15 protein-coding genes are annotated in these 20,129 nt (G+C 70.8%); 14 read left to right on the forward strand and 1 reads right to left on the reverse strand.

What is annotated here, in order from left to right; genetic code table 11:
* Positions 1 to 48 precede the first annotated feature (48 nt).
* From JIW86_RS28590 to JIW86_RS28655, 14 genes are all read left to right on the forward strand, one after another.
* Positions 49 to 2,067 (forward strand): penicillin-binding protein 2, encoded by a 2,019-nt coding sequence (locus JIW86_RS28590; RefSeq protein ID WP_322975557.1) that lies wholly within the window; start codon positions 49 to 51, stop codon positions 2,065 to 2,067.
* Positions 2,068 to 2,111: 44 nt separating this feature from the next.
* On the forward strand, positions 2,112 to 3,806 hold the full coding sequence (locus JIW86_RS28595) for a UDP-N-acetylmuramoyl-L-alanyl-D-glutamate--2,6-diaminopimelate ligase (RefSeq protein ID WP_257556709.1): 1,695 nt from the start codon (positions 2,112 to 2,114) through the stop codon (positions 3,804 to 3,806).
* On the forward strand, positions 3,803 to 5,227 hold the full coding sequence (locus JIW86_RS28600; RefSeq protein ID WP_257556710.1) for a UDP-N-acetylmuramoyl-tripeptide--D-alanyl-D-alanine ligase: 1,425 nt from the start codon (positions 3,803 to 3,805) through the stop codon (positions 5,225 to 5,227). The genes JIW86_RS28595 and JIW86_RS28600 overlap by 4 nt, the downstream gene beginning before the upstream one ends.
* Positions 5,224 to 6,294, forward strand: a complete 1,071-nt coding sequence (gene mraY / locus JIW86_RS28605) for a phospho-N-acetylmuramoyl-pentapeptide-transferase (protein ID WP_215146448.1) — start codon at positions 5,224 to 5,226, stop codon at positions 6,292 to 6,294. The genes JIW86_RS28600 and mraY overlap by 4 nt, the downstream gene beginning before the upstream one ends.
* The gene (murD, locus tag JIW86_RS28610) at positions 6,276 to 7,721 is read left to right on the forward strand and encodes a UDP-N-acetylmuramoyl-L-alanine--D-glutamate ligase (RefSeq protein ID WP_257556711.1); all 1,446 of its coding nucleotides are present in this window, start codon (positions 6,276 to 6,278) and stop codon (positions 7,719 to 7,721) included. The genes mraY and murD overlap by 19 nt, the downstream gene beginning before the upstream one ends.
* A 68-nt stretch (positions 7,722 to 7,789) precedes the next feature.
* Positions 7,790 to 9,151 carry a putative lipid II flippase FtsW gene (gene ftsW / locus JIW86_RS28615; protein ID WP_257556712.1) on the forward strand — a complete coding sequence of 454 codons (1,362 nt, stop codon included), beginning with the start codon at positions 7,790 to 7,792 and terminating at the stop codon, positions 9,149 to 9,151.
* Positions 9,152 to 9,157: 6 nt separating this feature from the next.
* Positions 9,158 to 10,252, forward strand: coding sequence for an undecaprenyldiphospho-muramoylpentapeptide beta-N-acetylglucosaminyltransferase (gene murG, locus JIW86_RS28620; protein ID WP_215146451.1), 1,095 nt, complete (start codon positions 9,158 to 9,160; stop codon positions 10,250 to 10,252).
* Between the two features lie 31 nt (positions 10,253 to 10,283).
* Positions 10,284 to 11,120 (forward strand): cell division protein FtsQ/DivIB, encoded by an 837-nt coding sequence (locus JIW86_RS28625; protein WP_416237608.1) that lies wholly within the window; start codon positions 10,284 to 10,286, stop codon positions 11,118 to 11,120.
* A gap of 279 nt (positions 11,121 to 11,399) precedes the next feature.
* The gene (ftsZ, locus tag JIW86_RS28630) at positions 11,400 to 12,605 is read left to right on the forward strand and encodes a cell division protein FtsZ (protein WP_257556713.1); all 1,206 of its coding nucleotides are present in this window, start codon (positions 11,400 to 11,402) and stop codon (positions 12,603 to 12,605) included.
* A gap of 17 nt (positions 12,606 to 12,622) precedes the next feature.
* On the forward strand, positions 12,623 to 13,333 hold the full coding sequence (gene pgeF / locus JIW86_RS28635) for a peptidoglycan editing factor PgeF (protein WP_257559471.1): 711 nt from the start codon (positions 12,623 to 12,625) through the stop codon (positions 13,331 to 13,333).
* A 3-nt stretch (positions 13,334 to 13,336) separates the two neighbouring features.
* Positions 13,337 to 14,056: a YggS family pyridoxal phosphate-dependent enzyme gene (locus tag JIW86_RS28640; protein WP_257556714.1), complete on the forward strand. Its 720-nt coding sequence runs from the start codon at positions 13,337 to 13,339 to the stop codon at positions 14,054 to 14,056.
* Positions 14,057 to 14,205: 149 nt separating this feature from the next.
* Positions 14,206 to 14,829, forward strand: a complete 624-nt coding sequence (locus tag JIW86_RS28645) for a cell division protein SepF (RefSeq protein ID WP_257556715.1) — start codon at positions 14,206 to 14,208, stop codon at positions 14,827 to 14,829.
* Between the two features lie 59 nt (positions 14,830 to 14,888).
* Positions 14,889 to 15,185 (forward strand): YggT family protein, encoded by a 297-nt coding sequence (locus tag JIW86_RS28650; RefSeq protein ID WP_030385571.1) that lies wholly within the window; start codon positions 14,889 to 14,891, stop codon positions 15,183 to 15,185.
* Positions 15,186 to 15,267: 82 nt separating this feature from the next.
* A complete protein-coding gene (locus JIW86_RS28655) occupies positions 15,268 to 16,479 on the forward strand; it encodes a DivIVA domain-containing protein (RefSeq protein WP_257556716.1) in 1,212 nt (403 codons plus the stop codon).
* A gap of 281 nt (positions 16,480 to 16,760) precedes the next feature.
* Here the strand turns inward: JIW86_RS28655 and ileS are convergent, their stop codons facing one another.
* On the reverse strand, positions 16,761 to 19,907 hold the full coding sequence (gene ileS, locus JIW86_RS28660) for an isoleucine--tRNA ligase (protein WP_257556717.1): 3,147 nt from the start codon (positions 19,905 to 19,907) through the stop codon (positions 16,761 to 16,763).
* Positions 19,908 to 20,129: the final 222 nt, after the last annotated feature.

Here is a 20,129-nt window from a genome sequence, read left to right on the forward strand (position 1 = left end):
GCGGATCCAGCCGAATCCAGCCCCGTCGGCGATTGAGGCGGTGCGCGCGTGAGGCCGCAGGAGCCGCGGCGGCGGGTGCCCGGGCCCGGGCGGCCGAGGCCCGGGGAGCGCGACCGGGCCCGGGCCACGGCCCGCCCGGCGACCCGCCGGCCCGCGGTGCCCAGACGGCCCCACACGATCCGGCTCGGCAGCCCCCGCCCCCGCCTGCGCCTGGTCAGCCTCGGCCTCACCTTCGTCATGCTCGCCTTCGTCGTCCGCCTGCTCCAGGTACAGGCCGTCGACGCCCGGGCCTTCTCCGCCGAGGCCTCCAAGAACCGCTACACCAGCGTCAAATTGGCCGCCGAACGCGGGGAGATCACCGACCGCAAGGGCGTGGCCCTCGCCACCAGCGTCGACGCGTACGACATCACCGCCGACCCGAAGATGTTCACGCCGCAGGACAGCAAGGCCCCCGACGCCCCCGAGCAGGCCGCGGCCCTCCTCGCGCCCATCCTCGGCAAGGACGCCAAGGAGCTCGCCGAGCGGCTGAAGGCCAAGACCCGGTACGTCGTCCTCGCCCAGCGGCAGACCCCCCAGGTCTGGAACCAGATCAAGGACCTCAAGCGGGTCTTCTCGGAGAAGGCGGCGGCCGACAAGAAGAACAACGGCCCCGGCGCCAACGTCCTGGCCGGGGTGTTCAACGAGAACAGCAGCAAGCGCGTGTACCCGGGCGGCGACCTCGCCGCCGGGATACTGGGCTACGTCAACGCCGAGGGCAAGGGCGCCGGCGGCCTGGAGTCCTCCCTGGACAAGAAGCTGTCCGGCAAGGACGGCGAGACCACCTTCGCGCAGTCCGGCGGCCGCCGGGTCCCCACCGCCGGCTCCAGCGAGAAGCCCGCCGTGCCCGGCGAGGACATCGAGCTGACCATCGACCGCGACATCCAGTGGGCGGCGCAGAGCGCGATCGCCGAGCAGGTCCAGAAGTCCGAGGCCGACCGCGGCTACGTCATCGTCCAGGACACCCGCACCGGCGAGATCCTCGCGATGGCCAACGCCCCCGGCTTCGACCCCAACGACCTGACCCGGGCCCGGTCCGCCGCCATGGGCAACGCCGCGCTCCAGGACGTGTACGAGCCCGGCTCCACCGCCAAGGTGATGTCGATGGCCGCCGTACTGGAGGAGAAGAAGGCCACCCCCGAGACCCACGTCGAGGTCCCGAACCGGCTGCACCGCGGCGACCGGCTGTTCAAGGACGACATCGATCACCCGACCTGGTACCTGACCCTCAACGGGGTCCTCGCCAAGTCCTCCAACATCGGCACCATCCTGGCCACCGGCCAGCTCGGTTCCACCCAGCCCGAGGCCAACAAGGTCCTGCACTCCTACCTGACCAAGTTCGGCATCGGACGGCCCACCGGCCTGGAGTACCCGGGCGAGTCCCGCGGCATCCTCGCCAAGCCCGAGGACTGGTCCACCTCCCAGCAGTACACGATTCCTTTCGGCCAGGGTCTGTCCCTCAACGCCATGCAGGCGGCCTCCGTGTACTCGACCATCGCCAACGGCGGGGTCCGCATCGAACCGACCCTGGTCCGCGGCACCAAGGGCCCCGACGGCCGCTTCACCCCGGCCCCGGCGCCCGAACACAGCCGCGTGGTCAGCCCGGAGACCGCCAAGACCCTGGCCGAGATGCTCGAATCGGTGGTCGACGACCAGGAGGGCACCGGCACCAAGGCCCGCATCCCCGGCTACCGGGTCGGCGGCAAGACCGGCACCTCCAACCGGGTGGATCCGGCCACCGGCCGCTACAAGGGCTACACCGCCTCCTTCGCCGGGTTCGCACCCGCCGACAACCCGCGCATCACCGTGTACTGCGCGATCCAGAACCCCACGAAGGGCAGCTACTTCGGCGGCCAGATCTGCGGCCCCATCTACAAGAAGGTCATGGAGTTCGCCCTGAAGACCCTCCAGGTCGCCCCGACCGGCACCGCTCCCGCCGGGCTCCCGGTCACCTTCGACGCGGGCCCGCAGCCCGTCCCCCAGCCGAGTACGCAGCCGAGTACGCAGCCCAGTCCGCAGCCCGGCCAGTGACCCAGCACCCGGCCGGCCCGCCAGAAACGCGTGAGGCACCACCAGTGACAACGATCACCCCGAAACCCGGGAACCAGTCGGCCGCCGGCGCCGAGGCCGGGCCCTCGCTTCGCGGGCGGCCCGCCGAGCCCGGTACGCTCACCGCCGTGTCCCACGCTGATCAGCCCAGAACCACCCAGAAAGACGCCCCGGCAGCGCCGCCGGGAGCGCCCCGGCCCGTGTCCGCCCGCCCGACCCCCCTGGGCGAGCTGGCCACCCTGCTGGGCATCCGAGCGCCAGGCGCGGCGCAGATCACCGGCATCACGCACGACTCCCGTGCGGTGCGCCCGGGGGACCTGTACGCGGCCCTGCCGGGAGCCAGGACGCACGGAGCCGACTTCGCCGCCCAGGCGGCCGGCCTCGGCGCCGTCGCCGTGCTGACCGACCCCGCGGGGTCGGAGCGCGCCGCGGCGACCGGCCTGCCCGTCCTCACCGTCGCCGACCCGCGCGGCCGGATGGGCGAACTCGCCGCCGCGATCTACGGCCGCCCCGGGGAGGGCCTGCTCCAGATCGGCATCACCGGTACTTCCGGCAAGACCACCACGGCGTACCTCGTCGAAGGCGGCCTGCGCGCGGCCGGCCGCAGCACCGGACTCGTCGGCACCGTCGAGATGCGCATCGGCGACGAGCGCATCAAGTCGGAGCGGACCACCCCCGAGGCGACCGACCTCCAGGCCCTCTTCGCGGTCATGCGCGAACGCGGGGTCGAGGCCGTCGCCATGGAGGTCTCCAGCCACGCCCTGGTGCTCGGCCGCGTCGACGGCTGCGTCTTCGACGTCGCCGTCTTCAACAACCTGAGCCCGGAACACATGGAGTTCCACTCCGACATGGACGACTACTTCCAGGCGAAGGCGGGGCTCTTCACGACCCGCCGCGCCCGCCTGGGCGTGGTCAACCTCGACGACGAGTACGGCCGCCGCCTGGCCAAGGAGGCGACGGTCCCGGTCGTCACCTTCTCCGCCACGGGCGACCCGGCCGCCGACTGGCGCGCCGAGGACGTGGTCTTCGGACCGGCGAGCTCCACCCTGACCCTGCTGGGCCCCGAAGGACAGCGCGTACGGGCCACCGCGCCGCTGCCCGGCCCGTTCAACGTGGCCAACACGGTCGCCGCGATCGTCACCCTCGCCGCCGCCGGCCTCGACCCGCAGACCGCCGCCGACGGCGTCGCCGCGGTCCCCGGGGTCCCCGGCCGGCTGGAGCGGGTGGACGCGGGACAGCCGTACCTCGCCGTCGTCGACTACGCGCACAAGACGGACGCCGTCGAATCGGTCCTGCGCGCACTGCGCGAGGTCACCGAGGGCAAGCTGCACATCGTGCTCGGCTGCGGCGGCGACCGCGACACCACCAAGCGCGGCCCGATGGGCGCCGCGGCCGCCCGGTACGCCGACGTGGCCGTCCTGACCTCCGACAACCCGCGCTCCGAGGATCCCCTCGCGATCCTCGCCGCGATGTTCGAAGGCGCCGTGTCCGTGCCGCCCGCCGAACGGGGCACCGTCCTCGTCGACGCCGACCGGGCCGCGGCCATCGCCGCCGCCGTCGCGCGCGCCCGGCCCGGCGACACCGTGCTCGTCGCGGGCAAGGGCCACGAGCAGGGCCAGGACACCGCGGGCGTCGTACGCCCCTTCGACGACCGCGAGGTGCTCCGCGCGGCCATCGAGACACAGCAGAGCAGTGCCCGACAGGCCGAGGAGAACCAGTGATCGCCCTCTCCCTCGCCGAGATCGCCGACATCACCGGCGGGCGGCCCCACGACATACCGGATCCGTCCGTGCGGATCAGCGGTCCGGTCGTCATCGACTCCCGCCAGGTGGAGGCCGGCAGCCTGTTCGCCGCCTTCGACGGCGAGCACGTCGACGGCCACGACTACGCGGAACGCGCCGTCGCCGCCGGAGCCGCCGCCGTCCTCGCGGCCCGGCCGGTCGGCGTACCCGCCATCGTCGTCCCCGACGTGGAGAAGGCGCTCGGCGCCCTCGCCCGGGCCGTCGTGGAGCGCCTCGGCACCGATGTGGTGGCCCTGACCGGCTCGGCCGGCAAGACCTCCACCAAGGACCTCATCGCGCAGGTACTCCAGGCCCACGCACCCACCGTGTGGACCCCGGGCTCCCTCAACAACGAGATCGGCCTGCCGCTCACCGCGCTCAAGGCCACCGGCGAAACCCGGCACCTGGTACTGGAGATGGGGGCCCGCGGGATCGGCCACATCGCCTACCTCACCGGCCTGACCCCGCCGCGCATCGGCCTCGTCCTCAACGTCGGGACCGCCCACATCGGCGAGTTCGGCGGCCGCGAGCAGATCGCCCAGGCCAAGGGGGAGCTGGTCGAGGCCCTGCCGGCCGAGGCGGAGGGCGGGATCGCCGTCCTCAACGCCGACGATCCGCTGGTGCGCGCGATGTCCGCCCGTACGAAGGCCCGTACGGTCCTCTTCGGCGAGGCCGAGGACGCCGACATCCGGGCCACCGAGGTACGGATGACCCCCGGGGGACAGCCCGCCTTCACACTCCACACACCGACCGGGTGCAGTGATGTGACCTTGCGGCTGTACGGTGAGCACCACGTGTCGAACGCGCTAGCCGCTGCCGCCGTGGCCCATGTACTGGGCATGTCCACCTCGGAGATCGCCACCGCGCTCTCCGGAGCGGGCACCTTGTCCCGGTGGCGGATGGAGGTCACCGAGCGGGCCGACGGCGTGACGATCGTCAACGACGCCTACAACGCGAACCCGGAGTCCATGCGGGCCGCCCTGCGCGCGCTTGCCGCGATGGGCGGCGCCGCCAGGGCGAACGGGGGACGCACGTGGGCGGTGCTCGGTCCCATGGCCGAACTCGGTGACGCATCGCTGGCCGAGCACGACGCGGTGGGACGGCTTGCCGTCCGGCTCAACGTGAGCAAGCTCGTCGCAGTCGGGGGCAGGGAAGCGTCCTGGCTGCAACTGGGCGCATATAACGAGGGTTCGTGGGGTGAGGAGTCGGTGCTCGTGTCCGACGCGCAGGCGGCGGTCGACCTGTTGCGCAGTGAACTGCGCCCGGGTGACGTCGTGCTGGTGAAGGCTTCCAGGTCGATCGGTCTGGAGCGGGTCGCGCTGGCGTTGCTGGAGCGCGAGGGCGAGGGCGCCGACCGATGAGGCAGATCCTGTTCGCCGGAGTCATCGGACTCTTCCTCACCCTCATCGGCACCCCGCTGCTGATCAAGGGTCTGGCCCGCAAGGGCTACGGCCAGTTCATCCGCGACGACGGCCCCCGCGGCCACGCCGGGAAGAAGGGCACGCCCACCATGGGCGGCATCTCCTTCATCCTTGCCACGCTCGTCGCGTACGCCCTGACGAAGGTGATCACGTCCAGTGAGCCGACCTTCTCGGGCCTGCTCGTCCTCTTCCTGATGGCGGGCATGGGCCTGGTCGGCTTCCTCGACGACTACATCAAGATCGTCAAGCAGCGCTCGCTGGGTCTGCGGGCCAAGGCCAAGATGGCCGGCCAGCTGATCGTCGGCATCGCCTTCGCGGTGCTCGCGCTCCAGTTCTCCGACTCGCGAGGACTGACCCCGGCCTCCACCAGGCTGTCGTTCGTCACGGACTTCGGCTGGTCGATCGGCCCGGTGCTGTTCGTCGTCTGGGCGCTGTTCATGATCCTGGCGATGTCCAACGGCGTGAACCTGACCGACGGTCTGGACGGTCTGGCCACCGGCGCCGCGGTGATGGTCTTCGGCGCCTACACCTTCATCGGCGTGTGGCAGTACCAGGAGTCCTGCGTCAACGCGCAGACCCTGACGAACCCGGGCGCCTGCTTCGAGGTGCGCGACCCACTGGACCTCGCGGTCGTCGCCTCCGCCCTGATGGGCGCCTGCTTCGGCTTCCTGTGGTGGAACACCTCGCCGGCCAAGATCTTCATGGGTGACACCGGTTCGCTGGCCCTCGGCGGCGCGCTCGCCGGCCTGGCGATCTGCTCCCGCACGGAGTTCCTGATCGCCCTGCTCGGCGGCCTCTTCGTCCTCATCACCATGTCGGTCGTCATCCAGGTCGGCTCCTTCAAGATGACCGGGAAGCGCGTCTTCCGGATGGCCCCGCTGCAGCACCACTTCGAACTCAAGGGGTGGTCCGAAGTCCTTGTCGTGGTCCGCTTCTGGATCATTCAGGGCATGTGCGTGATCGTGGGTCTCGGTCTCTTCTACGCGGGATGGGCAGCCGACAAGTGACCTCCTGGCACGGCAAGAACATCACCGTCGCCGGCCTCGGCGTGAGCGGCATCAGTGCCGCCCGCGCCCTGGCCGGCCTCGGCGCTTCGGTGACCGTCGTCGACGGCGGTGACAGCGAGGGCCACCGCGCCCGCGCGGCGGAGCTGGCGGCCGCGGGGATCCCCGTACGCCTCGCCGACGCCGAAACCCTTCCCGAGGGGACCGACCTGGTCGTCACCTCGCCCGGCTGGAAGCCCGACAGCCCGCTCTTCGAGGCCGCCGCCAAGGCCGGCGTCGAGGTGGTCGGGGACGTGGAGATCGCCTGGCAGCTGCGCGGCGAGAAGGCCGCCCCCTGGCTCGCGATCACCGGGACCAACGGCAAGACCACCACCACCCAGATGCTGGCGTCGATCCTGAAGGCCGCCGGCCTGCGGACCGCGGCGGTGGGCAACATCGGCACCCCGATCATCGACGTGGTGCTCGACGAGGGCGCCTACGACGTGCTCGCCGTCGAACTCTCCAGCTACCAGCTGCACTGGGCGCCCTCGCTGCGCGCCCACTCGGCGGCCGTGCTCAACCTGGCCCCGGACCACCTCGACTGGCACGGCTCCATGGCGGCGTACGCCGCCGACAAGGGCCGCATCTACGAGGGCAACACGGTGGCCTGCGTCTACAACGTCGCCGACCCGGCCACCGAGAAGCTCGTCGAGAACGCCGACGTGGAAGAGGGCTGCCGGGCGATCGGCTTCACCCTCGGCGCCCCCGGCCCCTCCATGCTCGGCGTCGTCGACGGCATCCTCGTCGACCGCGCCTTCGTGGAGAACCGGCAGAAGAACGCCCAGGAGCTCGCGACCGTCGAGGACGTCACCCCGCCGGCCCCGCACAACATCGCCAACGCGCTCGCCGCGGCGGCCCTGGCCCGCGCCTTCGGCGTGGAGCCGCGCGCGGTCCGCGACGGCTTGCGCAACTTCCGTCCCGACGCCCACCGGGTCGCGCACGTGGCCGACGTCGGCGAGGTCACGTACGTCGACGACTCCAAGGCCACCAACACGCACGCGGCCGAGGCCTCCCTGGCCGCCTTCGAAACGGTCGTGTGGATCGCCGGCGGCCTCGCCAAGGGCGCGACCTTCGACGAGCTGGTCCGGAAGTCGGCGAAGCGGCTGCGCGGCGTGGTGCTGATCGGCGCCGACCGGGCGCTGATCGCCGAGGCGCTGGCGCGACACGCCCCCGAGGTCCCGGTCGTCGACCTCGAGCGGACCGACACTGGGGCGATGCTCGCAGCGGTCCGCGAAGCGGCCCGGCTCGCCGAGCCCGGCGACACGGTCCTGCTGGCGCCTGCCTGTGCCTCGATGGACATGTTCGCGAACTACAACAAGCGTGGGGACGCATTCGCCGACGCGGTGCGCGAACTGGCCGCCGAGAGCGGTGCGGACACGGCTCAGGCCTAGGGTTCCGGGACGGGTTCCCTCCGGCCGGCCGGCGACTCGCCTCGTACGAGTGGAGGGGAAGATCACAGATGCCGGCCAAGCAGATGCTGCCGGGGCGGCGGCCGTCCGCCGTGAAGGCGCAGGGCCGCAAACGCCCCGTGGTGAGTGTGAGGCGGCCCGCCGGGCGCGGGCCGCTGGCCGGGCTGAGGCGCACGCAGGAACAGCTGCGCAAGGCCTGGGACCGTCCACTCACGGCGTATTACCTGATTTTCGGCAGTTCGCTGCTCATCACCGTGCTGGGCCTGGTGATGGTCTACTCGGCCTCCATGATCAAGGCGCTCCAGCTCGGCCTGGGTGACGCGTACTTCTTCAAGAAGCAGTTCCTGGCCGCCCTCATCGGCACCGGACTGATGCTGGTCGCCTCCCGGATGCCGGTCAAACTGCACCGGGCGCTGTCCTATCCGGTGCTCGCGGGCACCCTGTTCCTGATGGTCCTGGTCCAGGTCCCCGGGATAGGGGTCGCCATCAACGGCAACCAGAATTGGATCTCCCTTGGCGGTCCGTTCATGTTGCAGCCCAGTGAGTTCGGCAAACTCGCACTGATCCTGTGGGGCGCCGACCTGTTGGCGCGCAAGGGCGACAAAGGGCTGCTCAGCCAGTGGAAGCACCTGCTGGTGCCGCTGGTCCCGGTGGCCTTCCTGCTGCTCGGCCTCATCATGCTGGGCGGGGACATGGGCACCGCGATGATCCTCGGCGCCATCCTGTTCGGCCTGCTCTGGCTGGCGGGTGCCCCGACGCGGCTGTTCGTCGGGGTGCTGGCCTTCGCGGGTGTGATCGTCGCGCTGCTGATCAAGACGAGCCCGCACCGGATGGACCGGCTGGAGTGCCTCGGCGCGACGGACCCCGGCAAGAACGACCTCTGCTGGCAGGCAGTCCACGGGATCTATGCCCTGGCCTCAGGCGGATGGTTCGGTTCCGGTTTGGGTGCCAGTGTGGAAAAATGGGGGCAACTACCCGAAGCCCACACCGACTTCATCTTCGCCATCACCGGGGAGGAACTGGGACTGGCGGGGACGCTGTCGGTGCTCGCCCTGTTCGCGGCCCTAGGCTATGCGGGTATCCGCGTGGCCGGACGCACGGAGGACTCCTTCGTACGGTTTGCCGCGGGAGGCGTGACCACCTGGATCACGGCCCAGGCCGTGATCAACATCGGTGCGGTGCTCGGCCTGCTGCCGATCGCCGGAGTCCCGCTCCCGCTGTTCTCCTACGGGGGGTCGGCCCTGCTGCCGACGATGTTCGCGGTCGGACTGCTCATCGCCTTCGCGCGGGAGGAGCCGGCGGCGCGCGCGGCCCTCGCGATGCGGCAGCCGAAGACCGGCTGGTGGCGGACCGGGGTGAGATGGAAGTCGATGAGACGGCGCGTCAAGAAGCGTCCGTCCGGAGAGCGGTGAATTTCGGTGCATGTCGTACTCGCCGGTGGGGGGACCGCCGGCCACATCGAGCCGGCGCTCGCCCTCGCGGACGCCCTGCGCAGGCAGGACCCTTCAGTGGGCATCACCGCCCTCGGCACCGAGCGCGGACTTGAGACCCGCCTCGTCCCGGAACGCGGTTACGAGCTGGGCCTGATCCCCGCCGTGCCGCTGCCCCGCAAGCCCACTCCGGAGCTGATCACCGTCCCCGGGCGGCTGCGCGGCACCATCAAGGCCGCCGAGGAGATCCTGGAGCGGACCAAGGCCGACTGCGTCGTCGGCTTCGGCGGCTACGTGGCCCTGCCCGGCTACCTCGCGGCCAAGCGGCTCGGAGTGCCGATCATCGTCCACGAGGCCAACGCCCGGCCCGGACTGGCCAATAAGATCGGCTCCCGATACGCGCACGCCGTCGCGGTCTCCACCCCCGACAGCAAGCTGCGCGGCGCCCGCTACGTGGGCATCCCGCTGCGGCGCTCCATCTCCACCCTCGACCGGGCCGCCGTCCGCCCCGAGGCGCGCGCCGCCTTCGGCCTGGACCCCAACCTGCCGACCCTGCTGGTCTCCGGCGGCTCGCAGGGCGCCCGCCGCCTCAACGAGGTGATCCAGCAGATCGCTCCGACCCTCCAGCGCTCCGGGATCCAGATCCTGCACGCCGTCGGGCCGAAGAACGAACTGCCGCGTGTCGACAACATGCCCGGGATGCCGCCCTATGTGCCGGTACCGTACGTGGACCGGATGGATCTCGCGTACGCCGCCGCCGACATGATGCTGTGCCGCGCGGGAGCGATGACCGTCGCCGAACTGTCCGCCGTCGGGCTCCCCGCCGCCTACGTCCCGTTGCCGATCGGCAACGGCGAACAGCGGCTCAACGCCCAGCCGGTGGTCAAGGCCGGCGGCGGCCTGCTTGTGGACGACGCGGAACTGACGCCCGAGTGGGTGCTCGGCCAGATCCTCCCGGTGCTGTCGGACCCGCACCGCCTGTACGAGATGTCCCGCGCCGCCGGTGAGTTCGGCCGCCGCGACGCCGACGAGCTGCTGGTCGGCATGGTGTACGAGGCGATCGCGGCCCACCGGAACCGCTGAGGCGGGACGCACAGACGCAGGAGGCGCAGGAGTGGCCGGAGCGACGACCGCACAGCGTGGGACCCCGGGCTCCGGCCCGTCCGCCCGGAAGGGCGGCGGCTCTCCAAAGCCGCCCAAAGCCCCGAAACCGTCGAGGGGATCCGGCCCTCAGGGCCCCGGCGTACGCCTGCGCCGGGGCCCCCTGCTGGCCTCCCTGGCCGCCGTGCTGCTCCTCGTCGGGGGCGGTACCTGGGTGCTCTACGGCTCCTCCTGGCTCCGCGTCGAGAAGGTCACCGCGACCGGCACCGAAGTGCTCACCCCCGAGCAGGTGCTGTCCGCGGCGGCCGTTCCGGTCGGGGCCCCGCTGGTGAGCGTGGACACCGACGAGATCGAGAACCGCGTCCGCGGCCGGCTGTCCCGCATCGATTCGGTCGATGTGGTGCGGGCCTGGCCGCACGGCATCGGGCTGAAAGTGACGGAACGCAAACCCGTACTGCTCATCAAAAAGGACGCCAACTTCGTGGAAGTGGACGCTTCGGGTGTGCGATTCGACACGGTTCCGAAAGCACCCGAGGGCGTTCCGGTCCTCGAACTGAACGCGAAGCAGTCCCCGAGCGCCCGCCGTTTCGACGAGGAGCGGCTGCTGCACGAGGCCGTGCTCGTCGCCGGCTCCCTCCCGGATCCGATCGCCAAGGAGACCTTGCAGGTCAAGGTGGGTTCGTACGATTCGGTGGTGCTGGAGCTGACCCGGGGCCGGACCGTGGCCTGGGGGAGCGGCGAACAGAGCGACGCGAAGGGCCGTGCGCTGACCGCTTTGTTGAAGGCCGCGCCCAAGGCCGCCCGCTTCGACGTGAGCGTCCCCACCGCCCCTGCGGTGTCCGGGAGTTGACGTCCGGTCCAACAGCGACGCACCCTGGTTGGCCAGCGATACGGGTGATCACATAGGGTGAAAAGAAAAACGGGAGGTTCGGCGTGTTCGTTGAACACGCGCTACTTGTCGACTTAGTGTCCTGTTCGGAAGAGTCCAGAGAACAGGCACACCCCTAACCCTAAACTTCAGGGTGAGGGTTCGGGTCGGCGCGTTCGGACCGTCCCTATTTCGGCATCAGTCGTCGCAACGCAGGCCCGCGAGGCGGCGACACGTAACTCGAGGCGAGAGGCCTTCGACGTGGCAGCACCGCAGAACTACCTCGCAGTCATCAAGGTCATCGGTGTCGGCGGCGGTGGTGTCAATGCCATCAACCGAATGATCGAGGTCGGTCTCAAGGGCGTCGAGTTCATCGCCATCAACACGGACGCCCAAGCGCTGTTGATGAGCGACGCCGACGTCAAGCTCGACGTCGGCCGTGAACTCACCCGGGGCCTCGGCGCCGGCGCCAACCCGGCCGTCGGCCGCAAGGCGGCAGAGGACCACCGCGAGGAGATCGAGGAGGTCCTCAAGGGGGCCGACATGGTCTTCGTCACCGCCGGCGAGGGCGGCGGCACCGGCACGGGCGGCGCGCCCGTCGTCGCCAACATCGCGCGCTCGCTGGGCGCCCTGACGATCGGTGTGGTCACCCGGCCGTTCACCTTCGAGGGCCGGCGCCGCGCGAACCAGGCGGAGGACGGCATCGCCGAGCTCCGCGAAGAGGTCGACACCCTCATCGTCATCCCCAACGACCGGCTGCTGTCCATCTCGGACCGCCAGGTCAGCGTGCTCGACGCCTTCAAGTCGGCCGACCAGGTCCTGCTCTCGGGCGTCCAGGGCATCACCGACCTCATCACCACCCCGGGTCTGATCAACCTCGACTTCGCCGACGTCAAGTCCGTGATGTCCGAGGCCGGCTCGGCCCTGATGGGCATCGGCTCGGCCCGCGGCGACGACCGCGCGGTGGCCGCGGCCGAGATGGCGATCTCCTCGCCGCTGCTGGAGGCGTCCATCGACGGCGCCCGCGGCGTGCTGCTCTCCATCTCCGGCGGCTCGGACCTCGGTCTCTTCGAGATCAACGAGGCCGCGCAGCTGGTGAGCGAGGCCGCGCACCCCGAGGCGAACATCATCTTCGGCGCCGTCATCGACGACGCGCTCGGCGACGAGGTGCGGGTCACCGTCATCGCGGCCGGGTTCGACGGCGGACAGCCCCCGGCCCGCCGGGACAACGTCATCGGCGCCGCGTCCACGAAGCGCGAGGAGCCGGCCCCGACGCCGGTCCGCGCGGCGGAGCCGACCCGGCCGGCCTTCGGCGGACTCGGCTCGGTCACCCCGCGCGAGGACCCCCCGGCTCCGATCGAGGCGGCCCCGGTCGAGGCCCACAGCCCCGCGCCGCAGGTTCCGACGGCCCGGCCGTACCAGGACAGCCCGGCCGAGGAACTGGATGTCCCGGACTTCTTGAAGTGACACCGGAGCAGCATCACGTGGGCGGCGCCCACTTCGCCTTCACCGACCGGTGGGGCGGGGTGAGCGCCGTTCCGTACGAAGAGCTCAACCTCGGCGGCGCGGTCGGAGACGACCCGGCCGCCGTTCGCGCGAACCGGGCACGCGCCGCGGAGTCCCTGGGGATCGACCCGGACCTGGTGGTCTGGATGAACCAGGTGCACGGCCGTGACGTGGCGGTGGTCGACGGACCGTGGCCCTTCGGCGAAGATGTCCCCGCGGTCGACGCGGTGGTCACCGCCCGTCGGGGGCTCGCCCTCGCCGTGCTCACCGCCGACTGCGCGCCGGTCCTGCTGGCGGACCCCGTCGCCGGGGTCGCCGCGGCCGCCCACGCCGGGCGGCCCGGACTGGTCGCCGGAGTGGTTCCCGCCGCGGTGGAGGCGATGGTCGCCCTCGGCGCCGAGCCCGGGCGGATCGTCGCCCGCACCGGACCCGCGGTCTGCGGCCACTGCTACGAGGTGCCCGCCGAGATGCGGGACGCGGTGTCCGAGGTGGTGCCGGCCGCCCGGGCCGAGACCAGCTGGGGGACTCCGGCCGTGGACGTGGTCGCCGGGGTGCACGCCCAGCTCGCGGAGGCGGGGGTGGTGAACGTCCACCGATCTCCGGTCTGCACACTGGAGTCGCGGGACCACTTCTCGTACCGCCGCGACCGGGTGACCGGGCGGCTTGCCGGATATGTCTGGTTGGACTGAAAGATGACGGACCGTAAGTCGGAGCTCGCGGAGAACCTCGCGCGGGTGGAGGAACGTATCTCGTCCGCCTGCGCGGCCGCGGGCCGCAAGCGGGAAGAGGTGACGCTCATCGTGGTCACCAAGACCTATCCCGCGAGCGACGTACGACTCCTGGCGGAGCTGGGCATCCGTCATGTTGCGGAAAATCGCGACCAGGACGCCGCCCCCAAGGCCGCGGCCTGCGCGGATCTGCCGCTCCGCTGGCACTTCGTCGGTCAGTTGCAGACGAACAAAGTCCGTTCCGTGGCGGGATACGCGCATGTGGTGCAGTCGGTCGACCGGCCCAAGCTCGTGACCGCCCTCTCGGCGGCCGCCTCGAACGCGGGCCGCGAACTCGGCTGCCTCGTGCAGATCGCCCTCGACGCCGAGTCGGGCGAGCGGGGATCCCGGGGCGGCGCGGCGCCCGAGCAGCTCGCGGAGTTGGCGGACCTCGTCGCCGGGGCGCCGGGACTGCGGATCGACGGCGTGATGACCGTCGCCCCGCTCTCCGGTCCGTACGCCGGACGCGAACAGGCCGCTTTCGGACGGCTGGTGGAATTGTCATCCCGCCTGCGCGCGGACCATCCGGCTGCCACGATGGTGTCGGCCGGGATGAGTACGGATCTGGAACAGGCCGTTGCGGCCGGTGCGACACATGTACGCGTCGGCACTGCGGTACTCGGCGCGAGACCCCGGCTCGGGTAACGTCGCCAAGAAAGTCGGACCACAGCAGAAAATATGGTCATTACCGCTGATGAGCGGGCAGACCACGTGGATCGCGGGCAGTTGGTGACATTCGTGACACAGCGGCACCTGCGACAGGGCGATCCACCACAGAGCGGAGGACTCGGAGAATGGCCGGCGCGATGCGCAAGATGGCGGTCTACCTCGGCCTCGTGGAGGACGACCGGTACGACAACCCGGGGTACGACCCCGACGACGAGTTCGAGCCCGAGCCGGAACCGGAGCGGGCCCGTGACCGGACCCGCGAGCGAGACCGTCAGCCCGTGCACCAATCGCCCGTATCGGACGAACCGGTACGAGCCGTACAGCCTCCGGCGCAGCGCGAACCCATCCCAATTCCGGTGGAAAACGGACGTCCTGCGCGAATTGCCCCCGTGGCATCCATCACACCTGACCGCACCAACCTGGAGAAGAACGCCCCCGTGATCATGCCCAAGGTCGTCTCCGAGCGGGAGCCGTACCGCATCACGACGCTGCACCCCCGGACCTACAACGAGGCCCGTACCATCGGGGAACACTTCCGTGAGGGCACTCCGGTGATCATGAATCTCACGGAGATGGACGACACTGACGCGAAGCGTCTCGTGGACTTCGCCGCCGGTCTGGTCTTCGGCCTGCACGGCAGTATTGAACGCGTGACACAGAAGGTGTTCCTGCTGTCGCCTGCTAACGTCGATGTCACGGCGGAGGACAAGGCCCGCATCGCGGAGGGCGGGTTCTTCAACCAAAGCTAGACCGATCCGTCAGACACGGGACCGGGAACAGAGCGAGAACGGGGAGAGGGAAGCGCGGGATGGGCGTCGCACTGCAAGTGGTCTACATCGCGCTGATGTGCTTCCTCATCGTGCTGATCTTCCGACTGGTCATGGACTACGTGTTCCAGTTCGCACGTTCATGGACACCCGGCAAGGCGATGGTGGTCGTTCTGGAGGCCACCTACACTGTCACCGATCCACCGCTCAAGCTTCTTCGGCGGGCTATTCCGCCGTTGCGTCTCGGGGGCGTGGCACTCGACCTGTCCTTCTTCGTTCTGATGATCATCGTTTACATCCTCATCAGTTTCGTGAGCACCGCTGCGAGAAGCGTGTGAACGATGAGCTTCCCCGCAGGCCTGGGGACAGTCCCGATACGGTCTTGCCGACTGCCGACGACTACGTAGAGGTGAAGAAGACATGCCGCTGACTCCCGAGGACGTGCGGAACAAGCAGTTCACGACCGTCCGCCTCCGAGAAGGCTATGACGAGGACGAGGTCGATGCCTTCCTCGACGAGGTCGAGTCCGAACTGACGCGCCTGCTGCGCGAGAACGAGGACCTGCGCGCCAAGCTGGCCGCTGCCACGCGCGCCGCCGCGCAGAACCAGCAGCAGCAGGGCATGCGCAAGCCGGAACCCCAGGACCAGCGTGGCCCCGGCGCCCCCGTGCCCGCGGCCATATCCGGCCCGCCGCAGCAGCAGCAGCAGCCGCAGATGGGCCCGCCGCAGCTGCCGGGCGGCCAGCCGCAGCTGCCCGCCGGCCCCGGCGGACACGGACCGCAGGGTCCGGGCATGGGTGGCCCCATGCAGCAGCACCCCATGGGTGGACCGCAGGGCATGGGCCAGCAGGGTATGGGCCAGCAGCAGGGCATGGGCCAGCAGTCCATGGGCGGCCAGAACCCGCTCGGCCAGCAGATGCAGCCCATGGGCCAGCAGATGCAGCCGATGGGGCAGCAGATGCAGCCCATGGGTCAGCCGATGCACCAGCAGCCGCAGCAGCTGCCGCAGCAGGGCCCCGGTGGCGACAGTGCCGCCCGCGTCCTGTCGCTGGCGCAGCAGACCGCCGACCAGGCGATCGCGGAGGCCCGCTCCGAGGCCAACAAGATCGTCGGCGAGGCCCGTTCGCGCGCCGAGGGTCTGGAGCGGGACGCCCGCGCCAAGGCCGACGCGCTGGAGCGGGACGCGCAGGAGAAGCACCGCGTCGCGATGGGCTCCCTGGAGTCCGCCCGCGCCACGCTGGAGCGCAAGGTCGAGGACCTGCGGGGCTTCGAGCGTGAGTACCGTACGCGCCTGAAGTCCTACCTGGAGTCGCAGCTGCGTCAGCTGGAGACCCAGGCCGACGACTCCCTGGCCCCGCCGCGGAACCCGGCCGGTCCCGCGCTGCCGCCGTCGCCGTCGCCTTCGATGGCTCCGGCCGGTGCGATGGGGCACTCCATGGGTGGTCCCTCGATGGGTGGCCCGTCCCCCATGGGCGGTCCCTCCCCGATGGGTGGCCCGTCGTACGGCGGCCAGCAGCAGATGTCCCCGGCGATGACCCAGCCGATGGCTCCGGTGCGGCCGGCTGCGCCGCAGCCGATGCAGCAGGCGCCGTCTCCCATGCGGGGCTTTCTGATCGACGAGGACGACAACTAGGCGCCGCGCCGTCTGTCGGCAGTCGCTTCACGGGCCGGGCCCGGGTTCCCATCGGAACCCGGGCCCGGCCCGTTCCCGTACCCGCGCGCGGCGCCGTTGCGGGGGCTCCGCCCCCGAGCCCCCGCGCCTCAAACGCCGGCGGGGCTGGAATGTGCCGCTGCGCGGCAATCCAGCCCCGCCGGCGTTTGAGGCGCGGGCGCGGAGCGCCGTGTAGTGAGCCGAGGGGGTAGCAAAGAGGCCCGCACCCCCGGTGAGGGGGTACGGGCCTCTTGGGCCGTTCGTTACGCCTTGCGGAGGCGGAAGGTCAGGCCGAGGGGTTCGTCCGTGAAGGCTTCGCCGTACGTGGCGTCGGCCTCGCCGGGGGCGAAGTCCGTGGACAGGACCTCGTCCGCGATCAGGGCCGCGTGGTCCGTCAGGGCCGTGACCACCTCCGGGGACTCGGAGGACCAGCGCAGGGCGATCCGGTCCGCCACGTCCAGGCCGGAGTTCTTCCGGGCCTCCTGGATCAGGCGGATCGCGTCACGCGCCAGCCCCGCGAGCCGCAGCTCCGGGGTGATCTCCAGGTCCAGGGCGACCGTCGCGCCCGAGTCCGAGGCCACCGACCAGCCCTCGCGCGGGGTCTCCGTGATGATGACCTCCTCCGGGGAGAGGGAGACCTCGTCACCGTTGACCGAGACGGTCGCGGAGCCCGAGCGCAGGGCCAGCGACAGGGCCGCCGCGTCGGCCGCGGACACCGCCTTCGCCACGTCCTGGACGCCCTTGCCGAAGCGCTTGCCCAGCGCACGGAAATTGGCCTTCGCCGTGGTGTCCACCAGGGACCCGCCGACCTCGGAGAGCGAGGCCACGGAGGAGACGTTCAGCTCCTCGGTGATCTGGGCCTGGAGCTCCGGGGAGAGCGCGTCGAAGCCCACCGCACCGACCAGCGCCCGCGACAGCGGCTGGCGGGTCTTGACGCCCGACTCCGCACGGGTCGCACGGCCCAGCTCCACGAGGCGGCGTACCAGCAGCATGTGCTGCGAGAGCGCCGGGTCCACCTGGGCGGCGTCCGACTCCGGCCAGGAGGAGAGGTGCACCGACTCGGGGGCCTCGGGGGTGACCGGGACGATCATGTCCTGCCAGACCCGCTCCGTGATGAAGGGGGTGAGGGGGGCCATGAGGCGGGTGACGGTCTCGACGACCTCGTGCAGGGTGCGCAGCGCGCCCTTGTCGCCCTGCCAGAAGCGGCGGCGCGAGCGGCGGACGTACCAGTTGGACAGGTCGTCCACGAACGTGGACAGCAGCTTGCCGGCGCGCTGGGTGTCGTACGCCTCCATCGCGTCCGTGACCTCGGCGACGAGGGCGTGGAGCTCGGACAGGAGCCACCTGTCCAGGACCGTGCGGTCCGCCGGGGCCGGGTCCGAGGCGGAGGGCGCCCAGTTCGACGTACGGGCGTACAGGGCCTGGAAGGCGACCGTGTTCCAGTACGTGAGGAGGGTCTTGCGGACGACCTCCTGGATCGTGCCGTGGCCCACGCGGCGGGCCGCCCACGGGGAGCCGCCGGCCGCCATGAACCAGCGCACCGCGTCCGCGCCGTGCTGGTCCATGAGCGGGATCGGCTGGAGGGTGTTGCCCAGGTGCTTGGACATCTTGCGGCCGTCCTCGGCGAGGATGTGGCCCAGGCAGACCACGTTCTCGTAGGAGGACTTGTCGAAGACGAGGGTGCCGACCGCCATCAGCGTGTAGAACCACCCGCGCGTCTGGTCGATGGCCTCCGAGATGAACTGCGCCGGGTAGCGCTTCTCGAAGATCTCCTTGTTCTTGTGCGGGTAGCCCCACTGCGCGAACGGCATCGAGCCCGAGTCGTACCAGGCGTCGATGACCTCGGGCACGCGGACGGCGGTCAGCGAGCAGCCCTCGGCGGTGCAGGTGAAGGTGACGTCGTCGATGTACGGGCGGTGCGGGTCCAGGGCGGACTGGTCCTGCCCGGACAGCTCGCTCAGCTCCGCGCGCGAGCCCACGCAGGTGAGGTGGTTCTCCTCGCAGCGCCAGATCGGCAGCGGGGTGCCCCAGTAGCGGTTGCGGGACAGCGCCCAGTCGATGTTGTTGTTCAGCCAGTCGCCGAAGCGGCCCTGCTTGACCGAGTCCGGGAACCAGTTCGTCTTCTCGTTCTCCCGCAGCATCGCGTCCTTGACGGCGGTGGTGCGGATGTACCAGGACGGCTGCGCGTAGTAGAGCAGGGCCGTGTGGCAGCGCCAGCAGTGCGGGTAGCTGTGCTCGTAGGCGATGTGATTGAAGAGCAGGCCGCGGGCGTCGAGGTCGGCGGTCAGCTTCTCGTCGGCCTTCTTGAAGAAGACGCCGCCGACCAGCGGGACCTCCTCCTCGAAGGTGCCGTCGGGGCGGACCGGGTTCACGACCGGCAGGCCGTAGGCGCGGCAGACCGCGAGGTCGTCGGCACCGAAGGCGGGGGACTGGTGGACCAGACCGGTGCCGTCCTCGGTCGTGACGTACTCGGCGTTCACGACGTAGTGGGCCGGGGCCGGGAACTCGACCAGGTCGAAGGGGCGCTCGTACGTCCAGCGCTCCATCTCCTTGCCCGTGAAGGACTCGCCGGTGGCCTCCCAGCCCTCGCCGAGGGCCTTCTCCAGCAGCGGCTGGGCGACGACCAGCTTCTCCTCGCCGTTGGTGGCCACCACGTACGTGACGTCCGGGTGCGCGGCGACGGCGGTGTTCGAGACCAGGGTCCAGGGGGTGGTCGTCCAGACCAGCAGCGCCGCCTCGCCCGCGAGGGGGCCGGAGGTCAGCGGGAAGCGGACGAAGACCGAGGGGTCGACGACCGTCTCGTAGCCCTGGGCCAGCTCGTGGTCGGAGAGGCCGGTGCCGCAGCGCGGGCACCAGGGGGCGACGCGGTGGTCCTGGGTGAGCAGGCCCTTGTTGAAGATCTCCTTCAGCGACCACCACACGGACTCGACGTACTCGGGGTCCATGGTCCGGTAGGCGTCGTCCAGGTCGACCCAGTAGCCCATCCGGGTCGTGAGCTCCGCGAACGCGTCGGTGTGGCGGGTCACGGACTCGCGGCACTTGTCGTTGAACTCGGCGATGCCGTACGCCTCGATGTCCTGCTTGCCGTTGAAGCCGAGCTCCTTCTCGACGGCGAGCTCGACGGGCAGGCCGTGGCAGTCCCAGCCGGCCTTGCGGGCCACGTGGTAGCCGCGCATGGTGCGGAACCGGGGGAAGACGTCCTTGAAGACGCGGGCCTCGATGTGGTGCGCGCCGGGCATGCCGTTCGCGGTCGGCGGGCCCTCGTAGAAGACCCACTCGGGGCGGCCCTCGGACTGCTCCAGGGTCTTGGCGAAGGTCTTGCTCTCGCGCCAGAAGTCGAGGACGGCGTGCTCGAGGGCAGGCAGGTCGACCTGGGCGGGGACCGGGCGGTACTGCGGCGGTGTGGTCATGAGGCTGAACTCTTCCTCCGGCGGGATGTCACTTCCGTCCGGAGGGACGAGAGCCTTGGATGCTCCCGCGGTACCACCCTCCTTGGCCTCCGGACTGGTCCGGCGGCCCCCTCATTGGGGTGCGAAGCCGGTTCTAGTCGCCCCACGGGGATCCGTTACGGGCTTTCTTCCGGCGGCTCAGGGGTGATCCTTCACATCGCGCTCGCCCCCGGGCTCTCACCG

It is taken from the genome of Streptomyces sp. NBC_00162 (genome assembly GCF_024611995.1).
GTDB lineage: Bacteria > Actinomycetota > Actinomycetes > Streptomycetales > Streptomycetaceae > Streptomyces.